This window comes from Streptomyces sp. NPDC050704, from assembly GCF_040654355.1.
Taxonomy (GTDB): domain Bacteria; phylum Actinomycetota; class Actinomycetes; order Streptomycetales; family Streptomycetaceae; genus Streptomyces.
This window is the reverse complement of record NZ_JBFAHW010000042.1, coordinates 1-15,322: the sequence shown is the minus strand read 5'-3', so window position 1 is coordinate 15,322 and position 15,322 is coordinate 1. Positions and strand designations below refer to the sequence as shown.

Here is a 15,322-nt window from a genome sequence, read left to right as displayed (position 1 = left end):
GTTCCTCTCGCGTCCACGGACCATGAAGTTACATTTTGTAACCTACGTTTTGTAGCATAGGCTGCGGTGCGACGTAAAGGAGGACCATGGCCACCACAACGACCCGTCTGTCCAGGCAGGCCAGACGGGAGCAGTTGCTCGATACCGCCGTGGCGATCGTGCGCACCCAGGGCGCCGACGGTCTGACTCTGGTCACCCTCGCGGAGGCGGCCGGGGTGAGCAGGCCGATCGTGTACGACCACTTCGGCACCCGCCCCGGCCTGCTGCTCGCGCTCTACCGACGACTCGACGAACGTCACCGGGACGCGATCGCGCAGGCGTTGCGGGATGCCGCGCCCACCGCTGACGTGGTCGCCCGTGTCATCAGCACCGCGTACTTCGCCTGCGCCACCGACATGCCGGAACTCAGCGCTGTTTCCGCCGCGTTGAAAGGAGATCCGGAAATGGAGGCGGCCCAGCGCGAGTTGATCGACAGCTACACGGACCTGATGGCCGCGGCGCTGCTGCCGCATTCCGGTCTCACACCCGAAGCCCTTCGGCTGCGTTGCGTCGGCGTGCTGGGTGCGGCCGAGACGATCGCCGCCGAGCTGAACCGAGAGCGGGCGACCACCGACGACGCGGTCACTGCACTGACCGAGCTGATCGTGGGCGGCCTCGACACCAGGACCGGCCGTTAGGGTCGGTGCCAGAAGCAGCTCTTGGAGTTGCGTTCTCGCGGCGCGTGTCCATGGTTGGCAGGGGCGGCAGGATTCGAACCTGCGGCGTACGGGTTTGGAATCCGTTGCTCTGGCCGGGCTGAGCTACGCCCCTTTGTCAGGTGTCAGCTTGGCATGACCGCCGGGTGTTGGGCGACGGAATTTAGCCCGGGCCCCTTTGCCGTCATCCGCTCCCGTTCCACCAGGTCGGCCACCTGCCGCCGCTCGGGTCAGATCACGCGGAAGAGGTCGGCGGCGGCGTGGACGTCCGTGAAGTCCTCGACGGAGCGGAGGTTGTCGCACAGGGCGTCCAGGACCGAGTCGGCTTCGGCGACGCGCGGGGCGCCGATGGCCACGCCGAAGACACGGAAGCCCAGCAGGTGCTTGGCGTCGTGCCAGCCGCGCATCCATTCCTCGGTGACGCCGCAGTCGTCGTCGGTGAGCATCACGATGTCGCCGCGCATGCGGGCGGCGTCGTTGAACTCCTCCTCCAGCAGTTCGCCGGCCGCTGTCAGCGGTCTCTGATAGCTGGTGCCGCCGCCGAGGAAGGTCTCCGCGAACTCGAGGACCCGGTCGATGCCGGCCGGCTGGTCGGCCGGGAACCGGAAGACCTGGAGCTTGTCGGCGGCGGAGAACAGGATGCCGACGAAGTCACGCCCCGCGTGGCGGGCCTGGTCCAGCAGTGCCAGGGCACACGCCTTGGCCCACGCCTCCCGGGTGACTCCGCCGGGCCCTGCCTCGTACATGGAGTGCGAGGTGTCGACGCACGCGATGATGGCGCCCCGGCCGGTGGTCTGCTCTCCCTGGCTGTCGTAGAGCATCAGTTCCCCGGCGGCGTAGCGCGCGGCGAACACCGCACGCAGCTCGGGCAGGCCGAGGTTGGCCAGCTCGGAAGGGATGACGCGGGAGAGATCGTTGCCGAGCGTGACGCCGACCAGCTCTCCGGTGGCGTTCTCCACCTTGCGGGCGCGCTCACCGCCGGCCATCTGCCGGAAACGGCCGATCAGTTCGGCCCACTGAGCGAGACGGCTGGTACGCAGCCGCTCGGCGAGCCGGGCGCGCCGGTCGAACGGCATCCGTTCCAGCTCGCCGGGACCAACACCCCATGCCCGCATCAGCGCGGCCTCCTCCCGGGCGCCCTCGGCGGCCTTCGCCGCCGCGTTCCGCGCGGCGGCACGGATACCGGGGGCCGCCGCCGCGAGGGTTCGCGCGGCGTCCTCGGCGGCCTGCCGCGCGGCGGTCCCGGCCGTGTCGGCGGCCTCGATCGCCCGCTGTACGGCGTCGGCGGCCGGGGTCGGCACGGCGCCGTCCTCGTCGGCCCCGTCGACGGCCTGCCGGAGCGCCTCGCCCACTGCGGTCGCCGCGCCTTCGGCGTCCTGCTGGTCCCTTTCCGCCTGCTCCGCCTGTTCCTGGGTATCCCGGGAGCGCTCCAGCATCCGGCGCAGCGCGGCGGCCTGGGCGAGCACGGCCATGGCGGCGGCGTAGGGGTCGCCGACCGTCTCCCGGCGCAGCTCGGCGAACTCCGGTGACTCCACCAGTGAGGTGATGACCTGATGGTTGACCAGCCGGGAGGGGGCCATCTCCGCGCGCTCTCGCAACCGAGGGTTGACCTTGTAGGCGGCCAGGAACGTGTCGGTCAGGAGGTCGGCGGTGTGGTCGTAGCGCTCGTTCAGCTCCTCGGCCAGCTCGCGCAGTCCGGCCGACTGCTCGAAGGTGTCGCGCCACGTGATCTGCTCGAACCGGTCCGCGACCACGGCCGCCGAGGACCACTCGGGAGCCGCGGCGGACAGCGCCAACCACCTCCCGGCCCGGCTCGCCAGCTCATTGAGCGTGCTCGGTGTCTCGCCCATGGTCCTGATCCTCCCGGTGCTCAGAGCTGGGCCTCCACCATGCTCGCGTCCATACCGAGGGCCTCGGTGAGAACGCGGGCGCGGACGGCGCGCTGGCGGCCGGTGACCCGGTCGATGGCGGCGGTGGAACGGCCGGCACCCGCCGCCTCCTCGCGCAGCTTCTCAAGGCGCTTCCCCGCCATAGCCAGCTGATTGTGGGCCTTCTTGATGACCCACTCGCTCAGCGCCTCGCGGGACTGCCCGGCCATGGCGTCGAGTTGGGCCTCCAACTCCTCCATGGCGTCGGCCAGGTCGAGCGCTTCCTTGGCGTCGGGGTTGACCAGTTGCAGCACCTCGCGCTCGACGGTCGGGCGCTCGGCGGGGGAGTCCCACAACACGTGAGTCAGTACCGACAGGTCGGTCTCGGCGACCGCCGGGCGGCCGTCGAGATACGCGGACGCCTGGAGCAGGCTCACCGACTGCCGCCAGCGGCGGTCGGAGGCGACGAGTTCCCTGCGGCGCAGGGCGGCCCGCAGCGTGCACACCGCATCCACGATCACGTCGGGGACGTCCACGGCCGGGACGGCTTCGGCCACGGCGTGCTGCAACGCGGCCAGCCCGATGGTGGTCCGTGCCGGTGCCGCCGGGCGGCTGACGGCGGAGCGGACCAGCGCGGCGAAGTTCGAGGGGTCTGCCAGGTACCCGACCTCGATCCGCACCAGCAGCCGGTCGTAGATCGCCGCCGTGTCCTCCCCGCTGGGCAGTTCGTTGCTCGCCGTGATGGCCCCGATCAGAGGGCAGCGGATCGGCTCGCCGCCGCTCTCGGGGTGATAGATCCGCTCGTTGAGGAAGCCCAACGTCTCGTTCAGCGCCGCCGTGGAGCACTTGAAGATCTCGTCGATGAACGCGACATGCGCGGTCGTGGCACGCCCGTCGTAGACCTGGCGGTACTCGCCCCGGGCCAGCGCGGCGACGTCGATGGGACCGAACATCCTCGTCGGCGCGGTGAACTTCGACAGGAGGATCTCCCAGTAGGACGCCCCCTCGACCCGGCCCGTGAGCTCCCGGGCCAACTCGGACTTCGCCGTTCCGGGCGGGCCGAGCACCAACGAGTGCTGCCCGGCCAGCAGCGCGACCACCAGCGTCCGCACCGCGTCGGCCCGCTCGTAGAAACGGTCCGACAGCTCGTCGCAGATCGCCCGCAGCCGCGTGGCCGTGTCCTGCGCGTTCTGCGCGCCCATACTCAACTCCTTGCCTGCAACGCCCTGTTGGGCGACGAGACGACTGTTCCCAGAAACCGCCCTGTGCCCGAGCAAGATAACTTGGAGACCGGGCAGACCCTCCCGCCCCTCGATCGGCCGGCCACCGTGTGTGCGGGCAGAGCCCGGCTCGCCGTGCCACTCGCACGGCGGCGCGGTCGCCGGCAACCGTCACACCGGCCGGTTCACGAAGGGCGTGGCACGTCCGCCAGCTCGCGGGAAGGATCCCGGGCATGACATCCCACTCGAACCAATCCCGCGCCCTTTCCTTCGACGCCGTTGCCACGCAGTACGCCGCCGCCCGCCCGGGCTATCCGGCGGCGCTTTTCGACGCCATGGAGGAGCTCGCCGGCTTGGCGCTGGCCGGCGCCGACGTGCTGGACTGCGGGGCCGGCACCGGTATCGCCACCCGGCTGCTGGGTGAGCGCGGCGCCCGCGTCGTCGCCCTGGAGCCGGGCGCCGGTATGGCCGAAGAGTTGCGCCGGGCCGCACCGGAGGTTCCGCTGGTGCGGGGCGAGGGGAACCGCCTGCCCTTCGCCGGTGGCAGTTTCGACGTGATCACCTACGCCCAGGCCTGGCACTGGACCGACCCGGCCCGCTCCGTCCCCGAGGCGCTGCGCGTGCTGCGCCCGCACGGTGTGCTGGCCCTGTGGTGGAACCAGGCCGACGTCCGCGTCGACTGGGTCGCGGCGGAGGAGAACCGGCTCGCGCCCTTCACCCGCGGCTTCCCGACGACCGTGGCCGAACTGTTCGCCCCGTTCCCCGTCCGGGCGGCTGCCCGCGAGATCACGTGGTCACGCCGCATCACCGTCGAGGAGCACATCCGCAACCTCGGCACCCACTCGCACTTCGTGGTCATGGACCCCGTCGAGCGGGCCGAACTCCTCGACGCGAACCGCACCGCGTTGGCACGGCGCTTCCCCGACGGCGAGCTCGACGAGCCGTACCGGTGCGGCCTGACCGTCGTACGACCGGCCACTGCTCAGGCCTGAAGCGACGCTGTGCGCCGCAGGTACGATGACAGTTGTACGTGCCTGTCCGCAGACGCAGACTCGCGTACGGGGACACATGTGCAGGCGGCCAGAGAGGGTGACGGCTTCATGCCCGACGAGTTCGGACACCCCGCGGTTGACGAGATGGACCTGAGCAACGTCCTGGCGGCGTTGTCCGATCCGCTGCGCCGCAAGGTCGTGACCGAGCTCATCGCGGAGCCCACCGGTACCGAGCGAACGTGCGCCTCCTTCGAACTGCCTGTGTCGAAGTCGACCTGCACACACCACTTCCGCGTGCTGCGCGAAGCCGGTCTGATCCTGCACCCGAACTACGGCAACCACCGTGGAGTGCAGCTCAGGCGCAAAGAACTCGACGAGCGCTTTCCCGGTCTGATCGGCCTGCTCGCTCACGAAAGCCCAGCCGCCGATCAGCCGGAAAGCCGCTGAGTGCGGGGAACGGCTAGGGAATGATCTTCCGCTTGCGGAATTCGGTGAAGATGTCGAAGAACATCTGCTCCGTCTCGACGTACTCGTGGAAACCGGCCCGCCGGAGCTTGGACGTGTCACCGAACATGTCGTAGTCAAGACCGAAGACGAAATCGCCGAAGTTCCAGCACGACACTTCCTCGTAGGAGTGGGCGAGACCGTATTTCCGCGCCATCTCGTTCCACAGCGCCTCCTTGTCGGCCATCACGTCGGTGAGCGACATCGGCAGCGGCGGTGCCACCTCGATCTCGAAGAACTCCGCGATCCTGGGCCACATCTCGTTCCACCGGAACAGGTCGCCGTTCGCCACGTTGAACGCCTGCCGCGCGCCGCGTTCGTCGGTGGCCGCCCAGACGGTGGCCCGCGCGAGCAGGTCGGCGTCGGTCACCTCCAGCAGGGAGTCGTAGGCGCCGGGCTTGCCCGGGAAACGCAGGGGGAGGCCGAGTTCTTTCGAGATGGCCGCGTAGACGGCGATCACCAGGGCGAGATTCATCGGGTTGCCGAGGGCGACCCCGCCCACCATCGAGGGCCGGATGGCCGACCACGTCCAGGCCTTACCCTGCTGCCGCTCTTCGAGGAACGACTGCTGGTCCACGTTGAACTCCGGCGGCATGTGCCCCGCGTCCGTCTCCCGAGCCGGGGTCTTGAACGGGCCGAGGTGTGCGCCGTAGACCTTGTACCCCTGCATCAGGCTGATGTGCCGCAGCCGCGGTGCGACGGGCTCGACCGCGTCCACGGCGTTGACCAGCATCGCCAGGTTCGGCGGTACGAGCTCCGCCCAGCTGGGCCGGTCCTGGAAGGCGGCGTAGAAGATGTGGGTGATGTGCGTCAGGGGGCCGAGTTTCTCGCGGGCGTCGTCGGCGTCGAGGAGATCGACGGCGACGTATCGCAGACGGCCGCTGTCCTCGCCGCCCCGCCGGGAGACGCCGACGATGTCCCAGTCGCCGAGGCTGCGCAGATGCTCGACGATGTCGCGTCCGACGACGCCGTTCGCCCCGATGACGAGGGCGGCCTTCTGGTCCGTGCTCATACGTTGGTTTCCTTCAGCTGACTGACGGAACGCCTTCGACGTTCAGGCGCCGCGGGCCGCCGATGGTTCGAAGGCCCGGAAGGTACGACGTTGTTCGTACCTGCGGAGTGAAGCATGCCCTCTAGGTACGACGCAAGGCGTACCTAGAGATTGGCCTGTGAGGCGGCCGGGCCGGGCCGCACAGCGGGTACCGGCGCTTCGTCCATGCCCTGACGTCCTACGGCGCCTCAACGGCGGAGATGCGGTACTTCCTCACGTCCGCATCCCGAATCGCCGCCGCCTGTTCCGGCTCGGGTCCGGCGCCGCGGAACGCCGCCAGTTCGGCGTCCGACTCCCACCGCTCGTACACGTTGACGCGGTCCGCCTCGACCGGGTCGGCGGCCAGCACAAAGTCCAGACACCCGGCGGCAGCCCGCGCCTGCTCGACGACACGATCGCATCCGGCCAGATAGTCACCACGTGCATCGGAATCGACGTACAACTTGCCGGCCACAATGATCACGATCGTCCTCCTCAAGGCCCCGGGCGGGCACTGTCGAACTGCTCTCCCCGTCAAGGACCTGCACCTGACCCGAAACTCATCGGTCCGGCCGTGCTGCCTCCAGCAGTCTCGTGCCATGACGGCCGCAGGTGGTCGCAGGCCTCGGCCTCGGGTCAGAGGCTGTGCAGCCTGCGGCGGAGTTCGGCGCGTTCGACCTCGTTGGTGGTCAGGGCGATCGCCCGTCGGTAGGCCTCGGCGGCACCCGCCGCGTCGCCTGTCCGTCTGAGCAGGTCGGCGTGCGTCGCGTGCAGCGGCTGGTACCGGGCCAGTGCCGGATGGCTGAGCAGGGGTGCGAGCATCTCCAGGCCCTGTTCGGGACCGGCGGCGAAGCCCACGGCGGCGGCGTGGTTGAGTGCGACCACGGGCGAGGGGTCCAGGCCGGCCAGCACGCTGTACAGGTGCGCGATCTGCTGCCAGTCGGTCACGCCGGTGTCGGCTCCTTGGAGGTGCAGAGCGGTGATCGCGGCCTGGAGCTGGTACGGGCCCGGTCGACGTAGGCGCAGGGCGTGCTTGAGGGTGAGCAGTCCCTCGGCGATCTCGTCACGGTCCCAGGCGGAGCGTTCCTGGTCGTCCAGACCGACCCATTGGCCCGAGTCGCCCACGCGAGAGGCGTGCCGGGCGTCGTGCAGGAGCATCAACGCCAGCAGCCCCCACACCTCGGGTTCGTCGGGCAGCAGTTCACACAGCAGCCGTCCGAGGCGGATAGCCTCCGCACAGAGCGTGCCGCGCACCAGAACCTCGCCGGCACTTGCGGCGTACCCCTCGTTGAAGATCAGATACGTGACCCGCAGGACGCTGCCGAGCCGTTCGGGGAGCTCGGACCCGGCGGGCACCCGGTACTCGATACGGGCCGTCGCGATCTTGCGTTTGGCCCGCACGATCCGTTTGCCCATCGTCGGCTCCGCCACGAGGAAGGCCCGCGCGATCTCGCCCGTGGTGAGTCCTCCGACGACGCGCAGCGTCAGCGCCACCCGCGCCTGCAGTCCGAGTGCGGGATGGCAGGCGGTGAAGATCAGGCGCAGCCGGTCGTCCGGGATCACGTCGTCGCCACGCGTCATCGGTGCCTCTTCCGCCTGGTCCAGGCGGATCAACTCCGCCAGGCGCCGGGTGCGTTCGGACTGGGAGCTCTCCCGTCGCAGTCGGTCGATCGCACGTCTGCGGGCCGCGACCGTGACCCACGCTCCGGGGCGGCGCGGGACGCCGTCCTGCCGCCAGGCGCCGAGCGCGGCCGCGAACGCGTCCTGCACGGCGTCCTCGGCGAGTTGGATGTCGCCGACGTGCCTGATCAACGTCGCAAGGACGGCGACCCGTTCGTCCCGGAAGACGCGCGCGACCGCGGCGGCAGCGGGATCGTCCGCCTCCGCCGGCCGACCGGACGTACCGGGCATGGCTGCGTGTCCGTCGGGCATGGGTGCGTGTCCGCCGGTCACGGGCCGATATACGCCGGTCACGGGTCGGTATCCGCCGGGCGCGGCTCCGACGAACCCGCGACCGGACCGGTGGCGGGCAGCTCGCCCGCACCCGCGATCGGCCGCACTTCGACCGATCCGTAGCGTGCGGTGGGCAGCCGCGCGGCATGCGTGAGGGCCTCGTCGAGCCCTGTGCACTCCAGGATGTAGAAGCCGGCCAGGATCTCCTTCGTGACCGCGAACGGGCCGTCGGTGAGTTCGGTCTCGTCACCCCGCACCCGTACGGTCGTCGCCGTCTCGACTCCGTGCAGCGGCGCGTTCGCGACCAGCAGCCCCGCCTCGCGCAGGCTGTCCGTCACCTCCGTCCACAACGGCATCTCGGCCCAGCGTTCGGCACGCCCGGCCTCGTCCGCGTCGGGGGCGTACAGCAGCAGCATGTACTGCGGCATCAGTGGTCTCCTCCGGTGAGCCCCAGCCGGGGACGGACCCAGTCCGCGAACCGGGCGATGGCATCGTCGGCCTCCGGCGCACGGCCCGCAGCCATCTGGAAGGTGTGCTGTTGCTCGGCGAAGACGTCCAGCCGCACCTCGACCCCCGCGTCCCGCGCGCGTTTCTCCAGGCTACGGCTGTCGTCCAGCAGCGTCTCGTCACCGCCGGCCTGGATGAACACCGGTGGCAGCCCCGCGAGGTCCGCGTGCAACGGGCTGGCCAGCGGCTCCCTGGGACCGGCCCCGCCCAGGAACATGTCCGCCAGCTGCCGCACCAGTTCCCGCTGGAAGTAGGCGTCGGTCCCCTTGTTGGTCTCGTACGACGCTCCGCCCACCTCCATGTCCACCCAGGGCGAGATGAGCAGCAGCGCGGCCGCGGTCGGCGTCCCCGTGGCGCGGGCGTGCAGCATCGCGCTGACGGCCAGCCCGCCCCCGGAGGAGTCGCCGACCACCGCGATCCGGTGGGCGGCGACACCCTGGCCGAGGAGCCACCGGTACGCGGCAGTCGCGTCCTCCAGCTGCGCCGGATACGGGTACTCCGGTGTGTGCCGATACGTCGCGATCAGTGCGCGCACCCCGGTCGCCTTGGCGAGGTGGCCGAACAGCTTGCGGTGCGTGTAGAGCGAACCGCCCACGAACCCGCCACCGTGCAGACAGAGCAGCACCCGGTCCGGGTCGCTCCCCTTCGGGGCCGCCCACATCGCGGAAACCCCGCCCGCGTCGGTCTCGATGTAGTCGACTCCACGGGGTTCGGCCGTCAGGTCGCCCCAGTGGTCGTCGGTCTCACGAGGCTCCCGCCGTGTCGTATCCGGATCATGCAGCTCGGCCGTCCAGGCCCGGTAGGCCTCCCTGACCGCTTCCGACTGCCGGCTCGCCATGGCTCTCGCTCCCTCTGGTCCGCGTCGGCCACCCCGTTGGTGCCGTGCATCAAGCCGACGCGGCAGCGAGGTGCTTTTGGACAGGCCGGCGGGGTGGAATTCAGGATGTGGCGTAGCGAAGCGACACGACTCCGGTCGAGTACGGCTGCGCCGACACCAGCCGCAGGTGCCTGAGCTGCCCCGGCCGGAACAGCGGGAGCCCGTCGCCGAGGACCACGGGGTGGACCCAGAAGTCGATCTCGTCGACGAGATCGTGTTGGAGGAGAGTCCGGGCGAGTTGCCCGTAGCCGTAGACGACCAGGTCGCCGTCGCCCTGCTGCTTCAACTCCTTGACGGCCCGCACGGGGTCGTCGGAGACGATCGTCGAGTTGTTCCACTCCGCGGTGGTCAGAGTCGAGGAGAATACGTACTTCTGTATGGCGTTGACGCGGTCGGGATACGGTCCGGTCAGCGTGGGCCAGGACGGCGCGAAGTACTCATAGGTGTGGCGTCCCATGAGCATCGCGTCGGCGGTGGTCAGCTTCTGCAGGGACCGGTCCGCTGCCTCGTCGTCGAAGTACTGCGACGCCCATGAGCGGGGGTTGCCGAAGATCCCGTCGAGGGACACCAGAGTGCCGACGGTCAGCTTGCGCATTGCTGCCTCCTGTGGTCGCCCGTCCTTCTGGAAGCCGGACGGCTGGGGATTCGCGGTCATTCAGACCGACGCGCCATGGGAGTCGATTTGGACGCGGGGACCGTGCAGTGTCGTCAGGCCGCCGCCGGTGCTTGGCCATCAGCTTGTCGAAGACCGCGATGCTGTCCGCCTCGTATGTCCGGGTAGATCACTGCTGACAGAGGGACCAGACCGGTCAGGAATCGAGAAGCGCCGGCCCCCGAGCCGCACCTAACGTGATGGCCATGGACATCACCATTCACGCCGGCTTCCTGCCGCACGACGATCCGGACGCGTCTCTGGCGCCGGTATCCTCCTGGCCACCGCCGACCTCGACGCCACCTTCGCGCGGCTGCGGGCCGTCGTCGCCGAGGTCGTCCAGGAGCCGGTCGAGCAGCCGTACGGCATCCGCGATTCCGCGGGCAATCTGATCCGCATCCAGGAGCGGAAGTGAGCCGTCCGACCGCGAGCTGGTGCGCGACTGTCGTCGGTCTGTCCGATGCGTCGCTCGGGCGCGCCGCGTGGCCGGGGCCCAGCGCTGCCACGGGGCGAAGCGGTACGGATGCCTTGGCTTCTGCGCCGGACGCGATCCCGGCCGCGTCAGCCGGATGGACGTCCTGCCATCCCGCCCGACATCGCCGACCACGTAGACAGCGGACCGTTGCCGCGGCGGTGGTAACTAAGGAGAACCGGACGTACCGCTCGAAGCTTGGTTAGATCGAGCCAGGCGACGCCGGCGGAGACCGCGAAGGCGGCCCCGCCCAACGGATGGAGACACGATGAGCATGGCCAGGAGAACGGACACGCAGTCGCCTGCGCTGCACGCTGCCGACAGCCACGACCTGATCCGCGTGCACGGTGCGCGCGAGAACAATCTCAAGGATGTCAGCATCGAGCTCCCGAAGCGCCGGCTGACGGTGTTCACCGGAGTCTCCGGCTCGGGCAAGAGCTCGCTGGTGTTCAACACGATCGCCGCGGAGTCGCAGCGGCTGATCAACGAGACGTACAGCGCCTTCGTGCAGGGCTTCATGCCGACGCTGGCGCGGCCCGAGGTGGACGTCCTCGATGGCCTGACCACCGCGATCATCGTCGACCAGCAGCGAATGGGTGCCGACCCGCGCTCCACGGTCGGCACCGCCACCGACGCCAACGCGATGCTGCGCATCCTCTTCAGCCGGCTCGGCAAGCCGCACGTCGGCCCGCCCAGCGCGTACTCCTTCAACACCGCCTCGGTCCGGGCGAGTGGTGCGATCACCGTCGAGCGCGGTAACAAGACCAAGGCGCAGAAGGCGACCTTCAACCGCACCGGCGGCATGTGCACGCGCTGCGAAGGCCGGGGCGCGGTCTCCGACATCGACCTCAGCCAGCTCTACGACGACTCGAAGTCGCTCGCCGAGGGCGCGTTCACCATCCCCGGCTGGAAGTCGGACAGCCAGTGGACCGTGCAGGTCTATGCGCAGTCCGGCTTCGTCGACCCGGACAAGCCGATCCGCGAGTACACCAAGAAGGAGTTGCACGACTTCCTCTACGGGGAACCGGTCAAGGTCAAGGTCAGCGGCGTCAACCTCACCTACGAGGGGCTGATCCCCAAGATCCAGAAGTCGTTCCTGTCCAAGGACAAGGAGGCGCTGCAGCCGCACATCCGGGCCTTCGTGGAGCGGGCGGTCACGTTCACCACCTGTCCCGAGTGCGACGGCACCCGGCTCAGCGAAGGGGCCCGCTCGTCGAAGATCAAGAAGATCAGCATCGCCGACGCGTGCACGATGGAGATCCGCGACCTGGCCGAATGGGTCCGGGGCCTCGACGACCCGTCGGTGGCACCACTGCTCACCGCGCTGCAGCAGACGCTCGACTCGTTCGTGGAGATCGGCCTCGGCTACCTCTCGCTCGAACGGCCGGCGGGCACGCTGTCGGGCGGTGAAGCGCAACGCGTCAAGATGATCCGCCATCTCGGCTCCTCGCTCACCGACACGACGTATGTCTTCGACGAGCCCACCATCGGCCTGCACCCCCACGACATCCAGCGGATGAACGACCTGCTGCTGCGGCTGCGGGACAAGGGCAACACGGTGCTCGTCGTGGAGCACAAGCCGGAGGCGATCGCGATCGCCGACCACATCGTCGACCTGGGCCCCGGCGCCGGTACGGCGGGCGGCACCGTCTGCTTCGAGGGGACCGTCGAAGGGCTGCGGGCCAGCGGCACCGTCACCGGCCGCCATTTCGACGACCGGGCCACCCTCAAGGAGACGGCACGGAAGCCCACCGGCGCGCTGGAGATCCGCGGCGCGACGACACACAACCTGCAGGGTGTCGACGTCGACATCCCGCTCGGGGTGCTCTGCGTGGTCACCGGCGTCGCCGGCTCCGGCAAGAGCTCGCTGATCCACGGATCGATCCCCGCCGGAGCGGGCGTCGTCTCGGTCGACCAGGCGGCCATCAAGGGCTCGCGACGGAGCAACCCGGCGACGTACACCGGACTGCTCGACCCGATCCGTAAGGCGTTCGCGACGGCCAACGGCGTGAAGCCGGCACTGTTCAGCGCCAACTCCGAGGGCGCCTGCCCCACCTGCAACGGCGCCGGCGTCATCTACACCGACCTGGCGATGATGGCCGGTGTCGCCGCGCCCTGCGAGGACTGCGAGGGCAAGCGGTTCCAGGCAGCGGTGCTGGAGTACCACTTCGGCGGCCGCGACATCAGCGAGGTGCTCGCGATGTCGGTGACGGAGGCCGAGGAGTTCTTCGGCGCAGGGGAGGCGCGCACGCCGGCCGCGCACCGCATCCTCGACCGGCTCGCCGACGTCGGGCTCGGCTACCTCAGCCTCGGCCAGCCGCTCACCACGCTGTCCGGCGGCGAGCGGCAGCGGCTCAAGCTGGCCACCCACATGTCCGACAAGGGAGGCGTCTACATCCTCGACGAGCCGACCACCGGTCTGCACCTCGCCGACGTGGAGCAGCTGCTCGGCCTGCTTGACCGGCTCGTCGACTCCGGCAAGTCGGTCATCGTCGTCGAGCACCACCAGGCGGTCATGGCGCACGCCGACTGGATCATCGACCTCGGTCCCGGCGCCGGCCACGACGGAGGCAGGATCGTCTTCGAGGGTGCACCCGCCGACCTCGTCGCCGCCCGCTCGACCCTCACCGGCGAGCACCTCGCGGCCTACGTCGGCAACTGACCGCGCCCCTCTCGGACGCCGTGGGACTTGTCCGGCGCGGGAGTGTCCGACTCCGGGGACCATCGCGTTCTCGTAGCCGCACTCCGCCCGCCGGACCGGCGCCGGATGAGCGTCTGCCCTCGCAGAGGCGGTCACGCCTGGGAGGGATCGCATCCTTGGCCGGGCGGCGTGCAGCGCCGCGGCGTCATGATGGGGCCGTGCCGGCCCTGTATCAGTGCTTCAGCGCTGGGCAGTTGACACGCCCAGAATGTCTGCCACCCCGGCGAGGGACGTGACCTCGTAGGCGTGGTAAAAGGGCGCTGACGGCTCGGTTCCTCTGTTGAGATACACCGTGTCCCGCACGCCGAGGTCGGTTGCCGACTGCAGGTCGTAGCGTGGGCTGGACGACACGTGCATCGTCTCCTCCGGGCGGCAGTCCAACTGTTCGTACATGAACTCGAACGCACGCAGCCTTGGCTTGTAGGCCCGCGCCATCTCCGCTGTGTATACCGCGTGGAACGATGCGCCGAGCTTCGCGACGTTCTGGTGGGCGTGTCTGTCCGCGGCGTTGGAGATGATGACGAGAGGGAAGTGCTCGGCGAGCTTCGCGAGCGGCTCTGGGACGTCGGGGTGAGGCCCCCATTCCGGGATCGCCGCGAAAATCCTGGCGGGATCGTCCGGCCGGAACTCAACTCCGGTGCTGTGGCAGGCTCGCTCGAAGGATCGAGCAATGACCTCGTCATAAGGACGCCAGTCGCCCATCACTTCATCGAGCTGGTAGCAGCTGAACCGGTGGAGAAAGGCGTCCAGTTTCTCAGGCGGAGCTACATCCTTGATGACCTCTCTGGCGGCGGGCCCGATGGCGAAGTCCGTCAGAGTTCCGTACATGTCGAACGTGATGAACCTGGGATCGGGACCGCTCAACGGACTCTCCTCGTGAAAGGCGGCCCTTTCAGCAGCCGCTGCACCGAGCCGGGTTTCAGCCTTGCCTATGGGCCAACCGACCCGGCTGAACAGTGATTCCCCGTCCCGCCCGCGGGCTGGACCAGAGGTCGTTTGCGCGGGCCGCACGACAGGACCGCCGTCGCCTGCGCGATGACGGTCCGTCGTGTACGCGGGTCCTGGTCCGTCAGGCCGTGACGACTGTCAGGGCTTGCGGGCGAGGGCGCCGTGTTCCCCGATGGGGTGCGGGGCCTGGGCAGTGGGGTCCGGGCGCCAGAGGGGGACCGAGACGACCCCGGGGTCGATGAGCTCCAGGCCGTCGAAGTACGCCGTGATCTGGTCGACGGTGCGCAGGATGTACGGGATGGCCCCGCTTTTGTTGTAGGCGTCCTGGGCCTGTTCGAAGACCGGGTCGATGCCCCGTGAACCGTCGTTGACGGAGAGGTAGCTGCCGGACGGCAGGGCGTCCATCAGGCGGGTGACGATGGAGCGTGCCTGGTCGTGGTCGGCGACGTGGCCCAGGATGTTGCTGAGGATGAGGGCGGTGGGGCGGGTGAAGTCCAGCGTGTCGGCGGCGGCCGCCAGGATGCGGTCCGGTTCCGTCACGTTGGCGTCGACATAGGCGGTCGCCCCCTGAGGGGTGGAGTAGAGCAGGGTGCGGGCGTGCGCGAGGACCAGCGGGTCGTTGTCGACGTAGACGATCCGGGTCTCGGGGGCGAGCCGCTGGGCCACCTCATGGGTGTTGTCGGCGGTCGGCAGGCCGGTGCCGACGTCCAGGAACTGCCGGATGCCCGCTTCGGAGACCAGGTATGTGATGTTGCGGCGCAGGAAGGCGCGGCTGCTGCGGGCGATGGTGACGATGCCGGGGAAGACGGCGGTGTACGCGTCGCCGGCCTCCTCGTCGACGGGGTAGTTGTCCTTGCCGCCCAGCCAGTAGTTCCAGATCCGGGCCGAGTGCGGCACCGAGGT

The 15,322-nt window shown here is 69.6% G+C and carries 14 protein-coding genes, 1 tRNA gene and 1 pseudogene; 5 read left to right on the top strand and 11 right to left on the bottom strand.

Annotated elements, in window-relative coordinates:
* The first annotated feature begins 86 nt into the window (after nt 1-86).
* A complete protein-coding gene (locus AB0I18_RS24530) occupies nt 87-677 on the top strand; it encodes a TetR/AcrR family transcriptional regulator (protein WP_363107703.1) in 591 nt (196 codons plus the stop codon).
* 55 nt (nt 678-732) lie between these two features.
* Here AB0I18_RS24530 and AB0I18_RS24525 read toward each other — a convergent pair.
* From AB0I18_RS24525 to AB0I18_RS24515, 3 genes are all read right to left on the bottom strand, one after another.
* A tRNA-Trp gene (locus AB0I18_RS24525) sits at nt 733-810 on the bottom strand.
* A 115-nt stretch (nt 811-925) separates the two neighbouring features.
* Entirely contained in the window at nt 926-2,545 is a 1,620-nt protein-coding gene (locus AB0I18_RS24520; RefSeq protein ID WP_363107702.1) for a VWA domain-containing protein, read from the bottom strand.
* 20 nt (nt 2,546-2,565) lie between these two features.
* Nucleotides 2,566-3,765, bottom strand: coding sequence for an AAA family ATPase (locus AB0I18_RS24515; protein ID WP_363107701.1), 1,200 nt, complete (start codon nt 3,763-3,765; stop codon nt 2,566-2,568).
* Nucleotides 3,766-4,016: 251 nt separating this feature from the next.
* Between AB0I18_RS24515 and AB0I18_RS24510 the strand changes: the two genes are divergently transcribed.
* Nucleotides 4,017-4,775, top strand: coding sequence for a class I SAM-dependent methyltransferase (locus AB0I18_RS24510; RefSeq protein ID WP_363107700.1), 759 nt, complete (start codon nt 4,017-4,019; stop codon nt 4,773-4,775).
* A gap of 108 nt (nt 4,776-4,883) precedes the next feature.
* Nucleotides 4,884-5,222, top strand: a complete 339-nt coding sequence (locus AB0I18_RS24505; protein WP_363107699.1) for a winged helix-turn-helix domain-containing protein — start codon at nt 4,884-4,886, stop codon at nt 5,220-5,222.
* A 13-nt stretch (nt 5,223-5,235) separates the two neighbouring features.
* Here the strand turns inward: AB0I18_RS24505 and AB0I18_RS24500 are convergent, their stop codons facing one another.
* The 6 genes from AB0I18_RS24500 to AB0I18_RS24475 form a co-directional block, all read right to left on the bottom strand.
* Nucleotides 5,236-6,291, bottom strand: coding sequence for an SDR family oxidoreductase (locus AB0I18_RS24500; RefSeq protein ID WP_363107698.1), 1,056 nt, complete (start codon nt 6,289-6,291; stop codon nt 5,236-5,238).
* Between the two features lie 217 nt (nt 6,292-6,508).
* Nucleotides 6,509-6,793 (bottom strand): antibiotic biosynthesis monooxygenase family protein, encoded by a 285-nt coding sequence (locus tag AB0I18_RS24495; protein ID WP_363107697.1) that lies wholly within the window; start codon nt 6,791-6,793, stop codon nt 6,509-6,511.
* Between the two features lie 152 nt (nt 6,794-6,945).
* Nucleotides 6,946-8,220, bottom strand: a complete 1,275-nt coding sequence (locus AB0I18_RS24490; protein WP_363107751.1) for an RNA polymerase sigma factor — start codon at nt 8,218-8,220, stop codon at nt 6,946-6,948.
* A 59-nt stretch (nt 8,221-8,279) separates the two neighbouring features.
* Complete coding sequence (locus AB0I18_RS24485; RefSeq protein WP_363107696.1) at nt 8,280-8,690, bottom strand: YciI family protein; 411 nt, start codon at nt 8,688-8,690, stop codon at nt 8,280-8,282.
* The gene (locus tag AB0I18_RS24480; RefSeq protein WP_363107695.1) at nt 8,690-9,607 is read right to left on the bottom strand and encodes an alpha/beta hydrolase; all 918 of its coding nucleotides are present in this window, start codon (nt 9,605-9,607) and stop codon (nt 8,690-8,692) included. Before AB0I18_RS24480 ends, AB0I18_RS24485 begins: the two co-directional genes overlap by 1 nt.
* Nucleotides 9,608-9,707: 100 nt before the next feature.
* Nucleotides 9,708-10,241, bottom strand: coding sequence for a dihydrofolate reductase family protein (locus AB0I18_RS24475; RefSeq protein WP_363107694.1), 534 nt, complete (start codon nt 10,239-10,241; stop codon nt 9,708-9,710).
* A gap of 328 nt (nt 10,242-10,569) precedes the next feature.
* Between AB0I18_RS24475 and AB0I18_RS24470 the strand changes: the two are divergent.
* Together AB0I18_RS24470 and AB0I18_RS24465 are read left to right on the top strand one after the other, a co-directional pair.
* Nucleotides 10,570-10,713, top strand: a pseudogene (locus AB0I18_RS24470) (VOC family protein); the annotation flags it as partial.
* A 325-nt stretch (nt 10,714-11,038) separates the two neighbouring features.
* Complete coding sequence (locus tag AB0I18_RS24465) at nt 11,039-13,432, top strand: excinuclease ABC subunit UvrA (RefSeq protein WP_363107693.1); 2,394 nt, start codon at nt 11,039-11,041, stop codon at nt 13,430-13,432.
* A gap of 219 nt (nt 13,433-13,651) precedes the next feature.
* On the opposite strand, the gene AB0I18_RS24460 is transcribed toward AB0I18_RS24465, so the two are convergent.
* Nucleotides 13,652-14,335: a haloacid dehalogenase type II gene (locus tag AB0I18_RS24460; protein WP_363107692.1), complete on the bottom strand. Its 684-nt coding sequence runs from the start codon at nt 14,333-14,335 to the stop codon at nt 13,652-13,654.
* Nucleotides 14,336-14,557: 222 nt separating this feature from the next.
* Nucleotides 14,558-15,322 (bottom strand): SAM-dependent methyltransferase (locus tag AB0I18_RS24455; protein WP_363107691.1); only part of this gene is annotated, 765 nt, incomplete at its 5' end.